The sequence below is a fragment of the Methyloprofundus sp. genome, assembly GCF_965251085.1.
GTDB lineage: Bacteria > Pseudomonadota > Gammaproteobacteria > Methylococcales > Methylomonadaceae > Methyloprofundus.
The window spans coordinates 3,901,745-3,918,693 of the sequence record NZ_OZ252594.1 but is presented as its reverse complement, the minus strand read 5'-3'; the positions used below and the strand labels follow the sequence as shown (position 1 = coordinate 3,918,693).

12 protein-coding genes and 1 tRNA gene are annotated in these 16,949 nt (G+C 41.2%); 10 read left to right on the top strand and 3 right to left on the bottom strand.

All coding sequences use genetic code 11. From position 1 onward, the window contains the following. Nucleotides 1–482: 482 nt before the first annotated feature. From ACQY3F_RS18460 to ACQY3F_RS18440, 5 genes are all read left to right on the top strand, one after another. Nucleotides 483–1,634, top strand: coding sequence for an NAD(P)-binding domain-containing protein (locus tag ACQY3F_RS18460; RefSeq protein ID WP_428356471.1), 1,152 nt, complete (start codon nt 483–485; stop codon nt 1,632–1,634). Between the two features lie 1,194 nt (nt 1,635–2,828). Continuing rightward, a complete protein-coding gene (locus tag ACQY3F_RS18455) occupies nt 2,829–3,239 on the top strand; it encodes a hypothetical protein (protein WP_428356470.1) in 411 nt (136 codons plus the stop codon). 153 nt (nt 3,240–3,392) lie between these two features. Beyond that, nucleotides 3,393–4,430, top strand: coding sequence for an IS110 family transposase (locus ACQY3F_RS18450; protein WP_428356468.1), 1,038 nt, complete (start codon nt 3,393–3,395; stop codon nt 4,428–4,430). A 409-nt stretch (nt 4,431–4,839) separates the two neighbouring features. Next, the gene (locus ACQY3F_RS18445) at nt 4,840–5,172 is read left to right on the top strand and encodes a helix-turn-helix transcriptional regulator (RefSeq protein WP_428356466.1); all 333 of its coding nucleotides are present in this window, start codon (nt 4,840–4,842) and stop codon (nt 5,170–5,172) included. Continuing rightward, a complete protein-coding gene (locus ACQY3F_RS18440; protein WP_428356465.1) occupies nt 5,159–6,424 on the top strand; it encodes a type II toxin-antitoxin system HipA family toxin in 1,266 nt (421 codons plus the stop codon). Before ACQY3F_RS18445 ends, ACQY3F_RS18440 begins: the two co-directional genes overlap by 14 nt. A 774-nt stretch (nt 6,425–7,198) precedes the next feature. On the opposite strand, the gene ACQY3F_RS18435 is transcribed toward ACQY3F_RS18440, so the two are convergent. The 3 genes from ACQY3F_RS18435 to rph all read right to left on the bottom strand — a co-directional run bounded on the left by ACQY3F_RS18435 (nt 7,199) and on the right by rph (nt 10,450). Continuing rightward, nucleotides 7,199–7,585: a hypothetical protein gene (locus tag ACQY3F_RS18435; protein WP_428357741.1), complete on the bottom strand. Its 387-nt coding sequence runs from the start codon at nt 7,583–7,585 to the stop codon at nt 7,199–7,201. A gap of 296 nt (nt 7,586–7,881) precedes the next feature. After that, nucleotides 7,882–9,138: a serine hydrolase domain-containing protein gene (locus ACQY3F_RS18430; RefSeq protein WP_428356464.1), complete on the bottom strand. Its 1,257-nt coding sequence runs from the start codon at nt 9,136–9,138 to the stop codon at nt 7,882–7,884. Nucleotides 9,139–9,727: 589 nt separating this feature from the next. Beyond that, on the bottom strand, nt 9,728–10,450 hold the full coding sequence (gene rph / locus ACQY3F_RS18425) for a ribonuclease PH (protein ID WP_428356462.1): 723 nt from the start codon (nt 10,448–10,450) through the stop codon (nt 9,728–9,730). A 312-nt stretch (nt 10,451–10,762) separates the two neighbouring features. On the opposite strand from rph, the gene ACQY3F_RS18420 reads away from it, so the two are divergent. From ACQY3F_RS18420 to lon, 5 genes are all read left to right on the top strand, one after another. Further along, nucleotides 10,763–10,847 (top strand) — tRNA-Leu (locus tag ACQY3F_RS18420). Between the two features lie 110 nt (nt 10,848–10,957). After that, a complete protein-coding gene (tig, locus tag ACQY3F_RS18415; protein ID WP_428356461.1) occupies nt 10,958–12,262 on the top strand; it encodes a trigger factor in 1,305 nt (434 codons plus the stop codon). 10 nt (nt 12,263–12,272) lie between these two features. Then, on the top strand, nt 12,273–12,914 hold the full coding sequence (gene clpP, locus ACQY3F_RS18410; RefSeq protein WP_428356460.1) for an ATP-dependent Clp endopeptidase proteolytic subunit ClpP: 642 nt from the start codon (nt 12,273–12,275) through the stop codon (nt 12,912–12,914). Between the two features lie 39 nt (nt 12,915–12,953). After that, on the top strand, nt 12,954–14,228 hold the full coding sequence (gene clpX, locus ACQY3F_RS18405; protein WP_428356459.1) for an ATP-dependent Clp protease ATP-binding subunit ClpX: 1,275 nt from the start codon (nt 12,954–12,956) through the stop codon (nt 14,226–14,228). 292 nt (nt 14,229–14,520) lie between these two features. Then, nucleotides 14,521–16,941, top strand: a complete 2,421-nt coding sequence (gene lon, locus ACQY3F_RS18400; RefSeq protein WP_428356457.1) for an endopeptidase La — start codon at nt 14,521–14,523, stop codon at nt 16,939–16,941. Nucleotides 16,942–16,949: the final 8 nt, after the last annotated feature.

Here is a 16,949-nt window from a genome sequence, read left to right as displayed (position 1 = left end):
CGTTATTAGCTTGCAGCATTTTCTTTTACAGAATACCAGTGCTAGAGTGTACGGTAGTCCATAATTATTAACCTACCCACTAACTCAAACTGGCTAGCACAACTTTGCTCCCAATCCCTATTTGGGAATATATGGACGAACAGCTCTGCTGTGAGAAGTTTAGGTCAATGCTGTTGACTTAAGAATAAACTCCTTCTCCAGAGGGAGAAGGCTGGGATGAGGGGATTGTAAATGCTTGATTTTATCCTCCTCACTCAACCCTCCAGCAAGTGAGGGCTTAAGTCAACAGCATTGGAGGTTTAGGTAGGCAGAGCTTACTTTTCATGCGTTCCCAAACAGAGTTTGGGAGCGAGAGTTGTGACATTTCCAGTCTATTCTTAATTATTTTGAGTAGTTTATATATTGCGGCTTACCTATAAGGTAATCTTATCAAGATATAAGCTTACCCTTACCTTACTTGTCCCGCTGAACAATAGATACTTATGAGTCTTATTAAACGAACTCAATTGCTTATAATTGGCGCTGGTCCCTATGGCCTTGCTGCTGCAAGGCTGGCGAAAATACGTGAACTGGATTACCTGGTTTCCGGATCATGCATGAGTTTCTGGAAACAACATATGCCGCCAGGAATGAATCTGCGAACGACTTGTGACTGGGGTGAAAGCAGTGAGCTTGAGCATTTTCTGCAACAACGTCAGCTGACCTTCGAGCAAATATCTCCAGTTCCTCGTGAGTTTTTTATCGACTTCGTTGAAACTACCGCAAAGTCCGAGCAGCTGAATTGGACACTCGGACAGGTAGCTCAGGTGAACTATGAGCAGGACATTTATAAATGTGTAATGGATAACGGTGATGTTATCTGTGCGCAAAATATACTGGTAGCCACGGGCTACTATGACTACCGTTTTATTCCTACTGAACTGGCTGCAATATTTCCTGAAGAACAGCGTATTCACACGGCGGACTGCGCCGATTTAAGCAAGTTTTCTAATCAGCGCTGCTTAATTGTTGGTGGCCGTCAGAGTGCTTTTGAAACTGCCGCTTTGCTAGCATCCCATGCTGAATCCGTCGAACTTGTCTATCGGCATGCACGTCCTGAATTTGTGCGCTCGGACTGGACCTGGACAGATGAGCATATGCAACGCACCCGAACTCAACCTGGCTGGTGGCGTAAATACCCAGCAGAAGAAAAGCAAGTCATTAATCAACGGTTTTGGCATGATGGCAGGCTGCAACTGGAAGACTCTCTGGAGCAGTCGGTCACGCATAAAAAGATTAGCCACAATCCGGATACGACTATTGTTGGTTGTGTGCCACAAGCAGATGGCTCATTGCAGGTAAGCTTGTCAGGAGATCGGACAATTTTTGTGGATCAGGTGATTTGCGCTACCGGTTATCGCCCTGATGTGCAAAAAATTCCATTTATTGCAGATGGAAATATCCTCAACAAGATGGAAATAAAAAATAGCCTACCAGAACTGAGTGATGCTCTTGAAAGTAACATCCCAGGTTTGTATTTTACTGGAATACATGGCGTTAACGACTTTGGTCCGTTTCTATTTTTTGTCGCGGGATCTACAGCAGCAGCGGAAATCGTCATCAACAGTATTGAATCTCAAATAAACGCCAAATAATTAAGTAATTAGGGTAAGTATGTGAAAAATAATTGAGATATCGAAAAATCCCAGTAAAAAGAGCAGTGTGTTTTATTACTGACTCAACCAGCGTTGTACATAGGCTGCGTTCATCAGCTGGTTCAATAATACGCAAATAAAACCAAGCAGCCATTTATACACTGGGTTTGTTATACTTCACGCGGTCACGGGTGCGGAAAATATAGAGAGCTGATTTTTGTCGATAGCAAGGCTCACTAATTGGCTGTTTTTTGTTAGTATCATGGTAACTGCTCAGACATCCTGAGTAGTTACCGCAAAATAAACACTTTTGCGGATTCAACTCTGAATGTGGCAGCTTAGTCTTTAGGAATAAGAAATTTGGAATAGTTGTCTTGACTATTTGGGGTACTTAATTCTTCTGGTGATTTTAGTTAAATTATTACTTGATTACCCACAACTCTCAGCTAGACTCCGTCATTCCTGCATGCTTTTAGCAGGGATCTCGTAGGTTAAGCATAGATTCCCGATAAAGCTTGTGCCCACGCTTGACTGGGTAGACTTCGGGAATGACGAGTTTTTTAATATACTGTTTTTAATGTTTTATTCTCTTATGGCTGAGAGTTGGACGTAATCAGGAATTATTATGCTAAAACATGTTATTTTACCTGCACTTCAAATAGTTACCTGATTACCCATGACTTTCAGCCATTCTCCGTCATTCCTGCATGCTTTTAGCAGGGATCTCATGGGTTTAGTACAGATTCCCGATAAAAGACTTCGGGAATGACGAGGTTTTTAACATGCTGATTTTCTAGTTTTATTCTACTGTAGCTAAGAGTTGTACGTAATCAGCAATAGTTATAACAATAAATAAAGGATTGGGTTAAGCTCTTTTAACTAGACAACTCTCATTTATTCCCCTTTTCTTGAGACACGCTCTAAAAATTATCAGGCAATGCCTGCGAACTTACCCACGCCCACAGAACGTGGTTACTATTTTTAATATAAGGCATCTGGAAATAAATAAGCGTCCAATATTTGGGCGGAATTTTTGTTTGTCATTAGTGCTGTAGCATTAGGCGCATAACTGGTTACGTAATTATTGCTACAGTGCTAATGACGGACAAAAAGACCAGCAAAGTTGGATGATGTGTGTTTCCAGGTGCCTAGTACAGCCAAGCACCTTCATATACCCTGGAACCCAATAAAAACATGATTGAAATAACGAATTACCAAACCTTATTAGCCGTTGGCAAACAACAACAAGAACCCCAACGCTTTCTGTTTGTATTTTTACAGACTTCATTACCCAAAGATCATACTGACGATGATAAACGGCGCTTTCACTCTGGAAAAGGTGGAGAATTACAAGCGATTATGTGTGTCGACAAAGATTTACAAGAATTAAGCAACTTTGCAGACCTGATAAAAGAATCAGAGCAGATGGAGCAAGACTGGAGTATTGTTTTAATTGCCTGTCTTTCAGGGGTAAATGCTACTTTACCAAGCTCCAAGGAAGCTGAACAGCCATTAAAAATGATGGTGCAAACCGTGCAAAATGGTGGTGACCTGTCGAAATATCTAGCCTTTGACAAACAAGGAGAACTGTTACATTTTGCTTGATAGTTAAACTTAGGCAACTCGCAATAAATAACCCACCCACCTTGTTGGTCTTTTTGTCCGTCATTAGCACTATAGAAATAGATAATTGGACTCCCCACCCAAATAGGTAGAGTATGTAGTTGCTCTCAAACAAAATATTATGGAGTCCATAACATGAAGCATACAATGATTGGTGTTGATTTAGCAAAAGAAGTCATTCAAGTTTGTATTTATACAAACAAAAAGGTGCATTCCAACAAGGAAATGATACATAACGAATTTCTTCACTGGCTTTTTAAAACCAAGCCCAGCATCATTATATTTGAAGCATGTGGTACATCAAACTACTGGAAACAAAGAGCGATTGAAGCAGGACACGATGCACGTCTTATTTCGGCTAAATTAGTAGCAACCGTCAGGCAGAACCAGAAAACAGATAAAAATGATGCACTGGCCATTGTTCAGGCCGCTCAACTTCCTGAAATAAGGTTTATAGACGGTAAGAATGAAAAACAGCAACAATTACAGTCTGTATTACGTTTACGAGAGCTTTCAATTAAGCAAAAAACAGCTTTAAATAATCAGCTGAAAGCTTTATTGCTTGAATTTAATATTCGGGTATCGACTAAAAATGGTGGCTTAAAAGGCGTTGTCGCATCGGTATTAGAAGATGCAGAAAATGGTTTTTCCTGTGAGTTCAGGCCGGCTTTAGATATCGCCTGGAAGCAGTATTCGCAATTATTGGAATCAATTCGAGTCTACGATGAGTGTTTAGAATCCTCTATAAACGAGCATAAGGATTGCAAACGCTTACTGAAACTTGAAGGCGTAGGTACATTGAATGCCATTAATCTCTACATTGCCTTGGGGTGTGCCGAGTTGGGTGCCTTTAAAAAAGGGAAAGATGCCTCGGCTTGTATTGGGTTAACACCGTTACAATATTCCTCTGGGGGAAAAACGAACCTCGGGTCTATTGGCCGGTATGTGAAAAATAGTACGCTTAGAAGTCAGCTCATTACAGGTGCCATGTCAGCAGTAAGTCAGGTTGTAAAAAGAGAGGCAAAGACCAAAAAGAATGCATGGATACAAGGATTAGTTGAGCGTCGAGGTAAAAAATGTGCGGCTGTCGCATTGGCTAATAAAACAGCGAGAACGGCTTATGCCATGCTCACTCAATGCACAGAATACAAAGCAGAGCTACTCGCTGTTTAAAAAGAGTTCCAACAATAAAAAATGCAAAATCGAAGATAAAAATCAGCGTGTTAAATCAGTACGTAACAAAGAGCTTCGAGCTCGCTGAATAGATTTGAAAACACGTTCGCGTAAATATCATAGAGCCTGAGTTAGCTACTCTCTATAGAGCTCGTACATAAGTACGCATTTATTTCTTTTATTGGGCAAATTTATTGTTGACACAGGGGAGTCCACATAAGTTAAGAACAAGAGTAAAAGATTCAGGATTACTTTAAATGACCATTAAAATAATCATTAAGCATGTATATGACTGTTAAAATAGTCATTTTTCTTGACTCAATATAAATTTACTGCTAGTTTTGACTATAGTAATGGTCATTATATACCCTAGTGACCATTAAATTAGACATACCTAAGAATGGCCACCATGAAAAAGCAAAGAACTTATTCCAAATATGCCTTAGAAACCACCACCTTACTCGGAGAGCAGATCAAGCTTGGGCGCAAACAACGTAAATGGAGCGAGCAAAATCTGGCAGAACGCGCTGGTATTTCCAGAGCCACCTTGCAGAAAATCGAAAATGGCGAGATGAATTGTGCTATTGGCCTATATTTCGAGGTCGCTACGCTCGTTGGCGTATATCTGTTCGAACATGATAATTTCCCTCTTTCACGACAAATAGAACAAACTAAAGATAAAGTTGCCTTGCTGCCTAAACGTATCAAATCAAAAACTAGGGTGGTACATGATGACTTTTGACAATCAATACAGCGAAGCTTATGTTTGGATATGGCTGCCGAATGAAACCGAACCAGTTGTAGCAGGAAAGCTGGAAACTGATAACGGCAATCTTTTGTTCAACTATGGTAAAAGTTACCTTGAACGGGTTAACGATACAAAACCAGCTATTCCTATTTACGAACCTGAACTGCCTTTAAAGTCAGGAGCGTTACCTTTGCTTGATGGGTTGAGTATGCCCGGATGCATTCGTGACGGTGCGCCCGATGCTTGGGGGAGGCGAGTCATTATTAATAAAAAATTGGGTATGAAAGGTGCGGATACAGATACAACTGTCCTGGATGAACTAACTTATTTATTAGAGTCAGGTTCTGATCGTATCGGTGCATTGGACTTTCAACAGTCCCCCTTTCATTATGAACCGCGTAGCGCGACCAATGTTGCTCTCGAAGAACTATTGGATTCTGCCGCGCGTGTTGAAAAAGGTGTTCCACTCACCCCAGAACTTGATATTGCCTTGTATCATGGCACGGCCATTGGCGGTGCAAGGCCAAAAGCTCTAGTTGAAGATAATAATAAAAAATATGTCGCCAAATTTTCTTCCAGCACTGACATATACAGCGTAGTAAAAGCTGAATTTATCGCCATGAAATTAGCCGACATTGTTGGGCTTGATGTTGCACCCGTTAAACTGGAAACCGCAGCAAATCGAGATGTGTTACTTGTCGAACGATTTGATCGTGAGGAAACCAAGCAGGGCTGGGCTCGTAAATCAATGGTATCCGCACTAACTCTATTTGCCCTTGATGACATGATGGCGCGTTATGCAAGCTATGAAACTTTGGCTGAAATAATTCGTTATCGTTTTACCGATCCAAAAGACACACTGATAGAATTATTCTCTCGCCTGACCTTCAATATTCTTTGCGGCAATACGGATGACCATGCCCGTAATCACGCGGCTTTTTGGAATGGCAAAGATTTAAGCCTAACACCTGCATATGATATATGTCCTCAAGGGCGTTCTGGCAATGAAGCCTCCCATGCGATGCTAATATCAGGCAATAATAATCTTAGCCAGTTAAAAACCTGCCTTGGGGCTGCACACTCCTTCCTTATCTCGGAACAAGATGCGCGCGAAATTTTTGAAAAACAAAAGCAAGCTATAGAAACAAACTGGGATGCGGTATGTGACGAAGCCAAGCTTGGTGAGATAGATAGAAAACTATTCTGGGGACGGCAGTTCTTAAATTCATACTCTATTGAAGGATAATGGTAATCATGAAAAACGATTATCGCCTATGAATTTTGATTATATTACAACTTAGATGACCTAACTGCAGGAAGTCCACCCATACCATTAGGAGTCTTTGATTTATGATTATTAATAATTATTGCAAGACCTGAACATCCCATAGGGATTTTCAATTTTTTCTTCAATACTCATGCTCTTCTCGACTATTGAAATTTTGTTAAAGAGCACTTTCTAGAGTATAGGTACAATTAATAGCTTACTAACGTGCTAAAAGCACACTCACTAGAAAGGTTTTAAATTGATAATTGATATTTACAAAAGCCCGGTAGGTCCGATTAGCGTAGCGTAGCGTAATCGGACGCATGTTATTCCGCTGCCCACCGAAATATTTATATCGGTTCCACACGGCAAATCAATAACCTGAGCAAGGTATTGATGAAAAGTAGAGTAAGGCCAATCTACAACACGTCTTAGCAATCCATGTTGCATGAGAAGCCGCTTTTAATTAACCGCTAACGCATACGAACTTACTGTTATTTGGCGGCAATGTCCGGCCGCAATGCAAATGATCCGGTAATACAGCCCATACATCAATTTGAAAAGGATGACGTTTACGAACACGTCGCACCGTATCGCGTAGCGAATTGTTCTCTCGAAACTAATCATTCGTCCGATTACGCTGCGCTAATTGGACCTACCTGCCTCAGCAGCAGTTTCAGGTATATTCAAAGTATACTTAAAAGAGTCTAGCCAGGTTTTGGGGGATGACACACTTCAATAAAATAGGTTAAATTAATGTATGCTTTCGCCTGACCATCGATCGCGGTTTTTCCAAAATGTACAGGTTGGGCATTTCTCTCCATCCGGATAATCAATACCTTCTTGGTGTGGGCAGCCGATAATAGCATCAAGCATAGCAATGGACTTTACATTGTATGCAGAGATGAAATCTAATACTTCTTCTAGCACCAGAGGATCATTTCTTATATCTTCTGTAGATAACCAACTTTTCATCGGTTCTGGACTAGCATTCTTCTTTGCAACAATCCCAACCGCAACTTTCGTAGCTTTTTTATCTGTTGGGCCATAGTATGCAACGGTTGCAGCGGGATAACCTCTAAAGCCTTTACGTATTTTATTGGCTAATTTCTTTTTATTCCGTTCAGTTTTTAGGCTCATTTTTTTCAAAATTAATAATTTATGCCACGATTAGTTAAATCTTCATTCAATTTTCTATGATTTTCCATAATCCTCAATCCATCACAAATTCATCTCTCAAATCAATAGGTTGTTATCATATCATTGCAATAGATTAACTGTAAAAAAACAGCTTCCCTCCGGAACGAATGCTCGCCGATAATTGGGCATGATGCTGTATTATTGTGGAATGAGTGAATGTTAGATTGGATTCTTATTGAGTTTTAGGGGCAGACCTCTTTTTCCTCCTCTATTTTTCGTGACCCTATTTTACCGTCCTACTTAGATTCTTTCTGTTTCCATTTAATCGCTTCCCGAATGGCTTCGACAAGGACCTTATCCTCTGAATGCATGTCGTCGACATTCAAAATGTTCATCACTGCAACATAAGAACTCTTGGTCGGTGGGTGGTATCTCATGACAGTCATGAACCCAGCGCGCGCTCCGTCATGACCGATTCCCAGATCTTTTGGCTTCTTTGTCGTTGCCAATCCGTAAGTACCGTGCCGATCGGCGGTTGCCTTTTGAGCATTCATCTGCGCAAGTGTCTCACTATTCAAAATGTCATTGGTTCCCCAAAGACGGTACGCCCAATTACTCAAGTCTGCGAGCGTGGTAACAAGATTACCGTCAGCCTGCGCTGACGACAAATTGTCGAAGGGGGGCTTGAAGACTTTTCCGTCCACCTGAAGGTAGTTGTCGATGGTGGCTGTTGAATTCTTGTGACTACCGGTCACGATGAACGCTGATTCGTTCATGTGCAACGGTTTCAGAAAGTTGTTACTCAAATATTGATCAAGTGGGCTACCTGAAACTCGTTCAACGATAATGCCAAGTAATTGATAGCCGGTATTGGAATAGTGAAAATCTTTGCCTGGCTTGAAGAAGCTGATTTGGCCTTTGGAAACCGGCGCAAGCAATTCTTCTTTAGTAAATGTGTGAGTTTCGCCTTTTTTTCTCATGAGATAGTCAACAAAACGCTGGCCGGCGTATGGTGCATCAACTGTTTCAGGGATATCGTTGTTAGTAACATCGAACACGCCAGCCCGATGAGAAAGTAATTGGCGAATCGTAATCTGCGACTTGTAAGGAATTTTGAACAAATCATTATCTGGAAGGTACGGTTTGTTGCGATTCGGAATCGTATCCGTAATCAAGTCGTCGATATTGAGTTTTCCTTCCTGATGCAATTTTAGAATAGCAGCACTGGTAAACGTCTTGCTGGTGCTTGCCGCGTGATGTCGAGTATTCAGTGTATAAGGTTTGTCGAAACCATATTGTCCAAATAACGTCCCCGATTTGTCGCGAACAATAACGGCGATACCGACCGGTTTGCCGAAAGTACTCGTGTACGCCGAAAATTTTTTCTCTAACACCTCGTCAAATGTACCTGGCGACGAAACCAAATCCTTACCTTGTTTGCTGGGCGGCTTTTGCTCAGGTTCCTTGATATTTTTGCTGATCGAATCGGGATTACAACCTGAGGAAATGGCGCAAAGATAAGTAAGCAAAAAAGTGATTATGAATTTATTCATCAGGATTAAAGCCTTTCATAATGTGTATTCTGATAAGGGGGCTGACACTAATGCTGTTGGCTTAAGCCTTCTCTTGCCGGAGAGGGTTGGGTGAGGAGAATAAAATCATGCATTGATAATTCCCTCATCCCAATCATCTCCCTCTGGAGAAGGAGATTATTCTTAAGTCAACAGCATCCCCGAAGTTAGTGAATAGCTAGCGAAATAATTAAGCAGGAAATACAATTTCTTAAGCTATTTTGTATTTCACGAATTTACGGGCTGCTGTATTTGCCGAGACTTATGGGTAATCAGGTATCATTTTTATTATGAAGAGCATTATCCTAAAAACCTCAGTTGAACGCTAAAAAACACTCTAGGCATTTGCATATAAAACATAATGACCGTAACAACTTATCATCTGCACGGTGAACAAACTCCGCTTCACGGTTTTGTGAATAAATCTGAGCGCGAAATACTGCGTTACAGCTATTGCCAAGGGCTACGGCCATTGCCTGCTAGCTGTGTCTTGTCTTTCGCACTCAGATTTTCCACAAAATCCCTGCTCAACTGCGGTTTCTAGGATTATGGATATAAAGATAATACTGTTTTAAAGATGAGCCTCTAAAGCTTCCGATTGTTTACTGATTAAATCGGCAATACCTGATTTAGCCAGATCTAACATGGCATTTAATTCTTCCTGACGAAAAGCATGGCCTTCAGCAGTCCCCTGAATTTCTATAAAAGCAGAGGCATCATTCATAACCACATTCATATCGGTTTCGGCATTACTGTCTTCTATATAATCCAGGTCCAGTACCGGCATGCCTTTGTAGATACCAACTGAAATGGAGGCTACCTGTCCGTGTATCGGGTTTTTTTTGATTTTCTTTTGCTTTAATAGCGTCTGTAGGGCAATTGATAATGCAACAAATCCACCGGTAATAGAGGCTGTCCGAGTGCCACCATCGGCTTGTAAAACGTCACAGTCAATGGTGATGGTGCGTTCACCTAAGGCGGATAAATCAACGGCAGCGCGTAAAGAGCGGCCAATAAGGCGCTGGATTTCTTGAGTACGACCACCCTGTTTACCCTGGCTAGCTTCACGTCCCATGCGCGTATGTGTAGAGCGGGGTAGCATGCCATACTCGGCGGTTACCCAGCCGTCACCTTTGCCTTTTAAAAAACGTGGAACTCTATTTTCTACGCTGGCTGTGCAGAGTACACGTGTTTCGCCAAATTCAACTAAGACAGAACCTTCAGCATGTTTAGTGTATCCACAGGTAAATTTTACCTCTCTCAGTTGATCGAGTGCGCGTCCGCTAGGTCTCATTATTTATCTCAATATATTTAAAAAAAGAGGTAGAGTATACCTGATTGTGTGCTTCGGGTATGAGCAATGCCGGATAAATTTAGATCTGTTTAGGGAATTGAAATAGTGCCGAATTACACAACAAGGTATCGCTATATAATTTTATGCTTATTGTAGGAAAATTTTTTTATTTTTTTCTGTGTGTACTGTATTGATTCAAAAGACTTAATAATTTTACAGCGAACTTAACCAGCAATGCCTAGTGAGTTCTGCTTGAATTTATATTTGTGTTTACTGAATTAGCTGTTTATAATGCGCCTTCGAATTAAGTATGCGAGCGTGGCGGAATTGGTAGACGCGCTGGTTTTAGGTACCAGTATCTTATGATGTGAGAGTTCAAGTCTCTCCGCTCGCACCACTTAATAAGCAAATGAAATATTAACGATAATCATCGTTAACTCTCCCGAGATACATCCCCAACGCGGGAATTAATAGTCAACCCATATACAACAGTTTTGAGGTAAATCAATGGAAGTTTCTGTCGAAAAGACATCGGAATTAAGCAGAAAAATGATCGTTAGTATTCCTGAAGATATTGTTCAGGATAAAGTCAATGAGCGCTTAAAGTCTTTAGCTCGCGAAGTAAAGATAGACGGTTTTCGTCCGGGAAAAGTTCCGCAAAAAGTTGTGCAAAAGATGTATGGCGCGCGCGTAAAAGAAGAAATTACTGGCGACTTAATCCAGACAAATTACGTTCAGGCTTTGCAGGATAACGATTTGCGTCCGGCGGGCATGCCTCATATTGAGCCTATTAAGAGTGACCAGGGCTTTAGCTTTGCCGCTGTTTTTGAAGTGTATCCGAATTTTACCTTAGACGCAGTAGATACTATCGAAGTAAACAAGCCTGTCGCGAGCATTGAAGCAAGCGATGTTGACGCGATGATAGATAAGCTGAAAGAGCAAAAGAAAGACTGGCAGGTATCCGAGCAGAGTTCACAAGAGGGTGACCAGGTTACGATTAAATTTTCGGGTACTTGTGAAGGCGAAAATTTCACTGAAGGAACGGTTGATGATTTTCAGGTTGAGCTGGGTTCAAAAAAGATGGTTCCAGGGTTTGAGGATGAATTAACTGGACTTGCTGTAGGCGATAAAAAGACCTTCGAAGTCACGTTTCCTGAAGATTATGGCAACGAGAAATTAGCAGGTAAACCGGCACAGTTTGAGATAGAAGTACTAAAAATAGAGAATCCGAAATTACCTGAGATTGATGCAGATTTTATTAAAGCCTATGGAATAGAAAGCGGTGAGCTGGCTGAGTTCCGTGCTGATGTAGAAAGCAATATGCAACGCGAATTAGCCCAGGGACTGAAGGCAAAACTTAAAAATTCAGTGATGGATGCTCTATATGATGCGATTTCTGTTGCTTTACCTGGCGTGATGGTTGACCAGGAAATCGAAAGCTTAATGAAGCCGTATTACGAGAGTGCAAAAAAACGTAATGTCGATGTTAATGATATCAAACCAGCAACTGCGGATTTTGAAGATCAGGCTAAACGTCGCGTTGCCCTAGGTTTGATTCTGGCTGAAATTATTCAGCAAAATGAAATCAAGGCGGAAGCGGCTATAGTTCGTGCGGTGATTGATGATATGGCGCAGAGCTATGAAGATCCAGAGCAGGTTATCAACTGGTATTATGGTGATAAAGAACGTCTTGCTGAAGTCGAGCAAATGGTTCTGGAAGATGCCACCGTTGCCTGGGTGTTAGATAAAATAAAAGTAACTGATGAGCCCGTTTCATTCAAAGATGTAATGGAACCTGCTACACAACAATAAGGATTGGAGCATGGCTAATAGTGATAACGGAATAGGTAATATTATATCGCCCGAAGCGGCCGGCGGCTTGGTGCCTATGGTCATAGAGCAGACTGCACGTGGTGAGCGTTCATATGATATATACTCGCGTTTATTAAAAGAGCGAGTGATCTTTCTGGTCGGCCAGGTAGAAGATTACATGGCTAATCTTGTTGTTGCTCAGCTGTTGTTCTTAGAGTCTGAAAATCCGGATAAAGATATCCATTTGTATATTAATTCTCCGGGCGGTTCAGTCACCGCGGGTATGGCAATTTATGACACTATGCAGTTTATTAAACCTGACGTAAGTACCATGTGTATTGGTCAGGCGGCAAGCATGGGGTCTTTATTGCTAACCGGTGGTGCTAAAGGTAAAAGATATTGTCTACCTCATTCGCGGGTGATGATTCATCAGCCGCTAGGTGGGTTTCAAGGGCAGGCTTCTGATTTTGATATTCATGCGCGTGAAATCTTAACCATTCGTGAAAAGCTAAATAAAATTCTATCGCATCACACTGGGCATAATATGAAGAAAATTCAGGCCGATACTGATAGGGATAATTTCCTCAGTGCAGAGGAGTCGGTTGATTATGGGCTAATTGATAAGGTATTATCTAATAGAACAGAGTCCTGAAAAAGTAATGGCTTCTAAATCAATTATGAAGGATGAGCGATGAGTAAAGGTAGTAATGGCGATAAGATTTTGTATTGTTCATTTTGTGGTAAAAGTCAAAGTGAAGTAAGAAAGCTTATTGCAGGCCCATCTGTCTATGTTTGTGATGAGTGTGTTGATCTTTGTAACGATATCATTAAAGAGGAATTGGCTGGTGATAACCAGGATGAAAGCGAAGAAGGCCTGCAGAAATTACCTAAGCCTAAGGAAATTAAGGCTGCACTAGATGAATATGTGATCGGTCAGGAACAAGCTAAAAAAGTACTCTCAGTTGCAGTTTATAATCATTATAAGCGTTTGCGGAGCCACGGAACAAAAGGCGATGAAATTGAGCTGGGTAAAAGTAATATATTGTTGATAGGGCCGACAGGCTCTGGCAAGACCTTATTGGCAGAGACTCTGGCTAAGGTTCTGGATGTGCCTTTTAGTATCGCGGATGCAACAACGCTGACTGAAGCGGGTTATGTCGGAGAAGATGTAGAAAATGTCATTCAGAAGATTTTGCAAAAATGTGATTTTGATGTCGAGAAAGCTGAAGCAGGCATTATTTATATTGATGAAATTGATAAGATTTCACGTAAATCTGAAAATCCATCCATTACTCGCGATGTTTCAGGTGAAGGCGTACAGCAAGCGTTATTAAAATTAATAGAAGGAACCGTTGCTTCGGTAGCGCCACAGGGTGGACGTAAAAACCCGCAGCAAGAGTTCGTGCAAGTAAATACGGCGAATATCCTGTTTATAGTTGGAGGTGCTTTTGCCGGGCTGGATAAAGTTATTAAACAACGCACGGAAAAAGGCGGAATTGGTTTTTCTGCTGAAGTAAAAACCAAAGATGATGCCAAAAATGTAGGCGAAATATTTGCTGAAGTTGAGGCAGAAGATTTAATTCGCTATGGCTTGATACCTGAGTTTGTTGGCCGATTACCTGTGGTTGCTACGCTGGAAGAACTAAACGAAGAAGCATTGATACAGGTGTTGACGGAGCCTAAAAACGCCTTAACCAAACAGTATAAAAAATTGTTTGAAATGGAAGGCACTGAACTGGAATTCCGCGAAGACTCTTTATATGCGATTGCGCAGAAATCTATGCAGCGTAAAACCGGGGCCAGAGGTTTAAGAACTATCGTAGAAAGTGTTTTGCTGGATACCATGTATGAAATTCCTTCGGTTGATAATGTCGCTAAAGTAGTGATAGATAAATTAGTCATAGAATGTGAAAACGATCCTTATTTTGTTTATGAGAATAAGAAAAAGGTTGCTGCTTCGGAATAGTTATTAACAGTAGGCTTAGGTTAATTATTTAAAAGCGGGCGTTTATTTATAAGCGCCCGCTTTTTTTTGCTTTATCTTAAAGCATCGATTGAGCGCTCATATTTCTTTACAACACCGTGCAGCGGTATTGACTCACTAAATGTGTGAATCATCACTGGGTTTAAAGCGCTATTTATTCACTAGGTTATTAGAAAATATAGCGTTCAACTGATGTTTTTAGGTTTATACCTTGTTAAATACCTAATCATCCTTATATCATATGCATTAAACATGAATTGATTAAAGGCTTCCTATGCAAACCAATGAAATTATAGATGTGACCGGTGACGATGATTTAACACCAGTTTTACCGCTTAGAGATGTAGTCGTTTATCCGCATATGGTTATTCCTTTATTTGTCGGAAGGGAAAAATCCATAGAAGCTCTGGATAAAGCGATGCAGGAAAATAAGCAAATTTTGCTTGTTTCGCAAAAAGAAGCGGATCTAGATGAGCCACAATTTGATGAATTACATACGGTTGGAACTTTAGCAAATATATTGCAATTACTAAAACTTCCTGATGGAACGGTAAAGGTTTTAGTCGAGGGTGAGCAACGTAGTCAGGTAGTTAAATATCATGACCGTGATGGTTGTATTTTTGCCGAAATAAGCGAAATTAACGATGTTATAACGTTGAGCGATAAAGAGCTGGATGTATTGGTTCGCGCGACGGTTGATTCATTTTCAACATATGTCAAATTAAACAGCAAAATTCCGCCTGAAGTATTAAACGCCTTGTCGGGTATAGATGAAACAGGGCGACTTGCCGATACTATGGCTGCGCATATGAGCCTGAAGGTTGTTGAAAAACAGGAATTGCTGGAAATGGCCGATATAGTGCAGCGTCTTGAAAAGCTGATGTTGCTAATGGAAAGTGAAGCGGATTTATTTTCCCTGGAAAAAAACATCCGTGTGCGGGTCAAGCAGCAAATGGATAAAAATCAGCGTGAATATTACTTGAATGAGCAAATGAAAGCCATTCAAAAAGAGCTGGGTGAAATGGATGATGCTGTTAGCGAAATAGAAGAGCTAGAGCAAAAAATTGCCAAAGCAGGTATGTCAAAAGAGGCCAAGGAAAAGGCGGGAGTCGAGCTTAATAAGCTAAAAATGATGTCGCCTATGTCAGCAGAAGCCTCCGTTGTACGTAATTATTTAGACTGGATGATAAATGTACCCTGGAAAAAGAAAACCAAGGTGCGTAATGATTTAAAGCTGGCCGAAGAAATATTGGATATAGATCACTATGGGCTGGAAAAGGTAAAAGAGCGAATATTAGAATATTTAGCCGTTCAGCAGCGCGTAAAATCTTTGAATGGACCTATTCTATGTTTAGTTGGACCTCCTGGCGTTGGTAAAACCTCTTTAGGTGAGTCTATTGCCCGCGCTACGAATAGAAAATATGTCAGAATGGCCTTAGGGGGAGTGCGTGACGAAGCGGAAATACGCGGACACAGACGCACTTATATCGGCTCTATGCCGGGTAAGATATTGCAAAATATGTCCAAGATTAAAGTGCGTAATCCTTTATTCCTATTGGATGAAATTGATAAAATGTCGGGCGATTTTCGCGGTGACCCAGCGTCAGCGCTGCTGGAAGTATTAGATCCTGAACAAAATAAAGCCTTTGCCGACCATTATTTAGAAGTAGATTTTGATTTATCGGATGTTATGTTTGTGGCGACGGCTAATACCATGAATATACCGGGACCGCTACTGGATAGAATGGAAGTGATTCGTCTGGCGGGTTATACCGAAGATGAAAAAATCAATATAGCTATGCGTTATCTATTGCCTAAGCAATTAAAAAATAATGGTTTAAAAGATTCGGAAGTAGAAATCGAGCAGGATGTTATTCGAGATATCGTAAGGTATTACACTCGTGAGGCAGGGGTACGTAGCCTGGAGCGTGAAATTTCTAAAATATGCCGTAAAGTTGTAAAAGAATTATTACTTAAAGAAAAGCGGGGACATGTCAGTGTTACAGCGAAAATAATAGCGGATTACCTGGGCGTACGTCGGTTTAGCTACGGTCTGGCTGAAGAGCAAGACCAGATTGGCCAGGTAACAGGTCTTGCGTGGACAGAAGTAGGGGGTGAATTGCTCACTATCGAAGCGGTAGCGATGCCAGGTAAAGGCAAGCAATCTACTACGGGTACCCTGGGCGATGTTATGAAAGAATCGATAGCGGCTGCAATTACTGTGGTGCGTGCGCGTGCAGAAACTTTAGGTATAAAAGAAGAGGCTTTTCAACAGCAGGATTTACATATCCATGTGCCCGAAGGCGCAACACCAAAAGATGGGCCTAGTGCCGGTATAGGCATGTGCACAGCGATCATCTCTGCCCTCACTGGCGTTCCAGTTAAAGCCGAAGTGGCCATGACTGGGGAAATTACTTTGCGTGGCGAAGTGTTGCCTATCGGTGGGCTCAAAGAAAAGTTGCTTGCGGCACATCGTGGCGGTATTAAAACGGTTATTATTCCTGCAGAGAATGAAAAGGATTTGGCGGAAATCCCTGATAACGTTAAACAAAATTTAACTATTAAGCCAGTGCGATGGATTGATCAAGTGTTAGAGATAGCTTTGCAGTATCAGCCTGAGCCATTAAAAAAACTTAAGCAAACGGTTGATAAAACCGCTTTGAAAGCAGATGAAAAGTCGATTAGAGCGCATTAATTTATCAG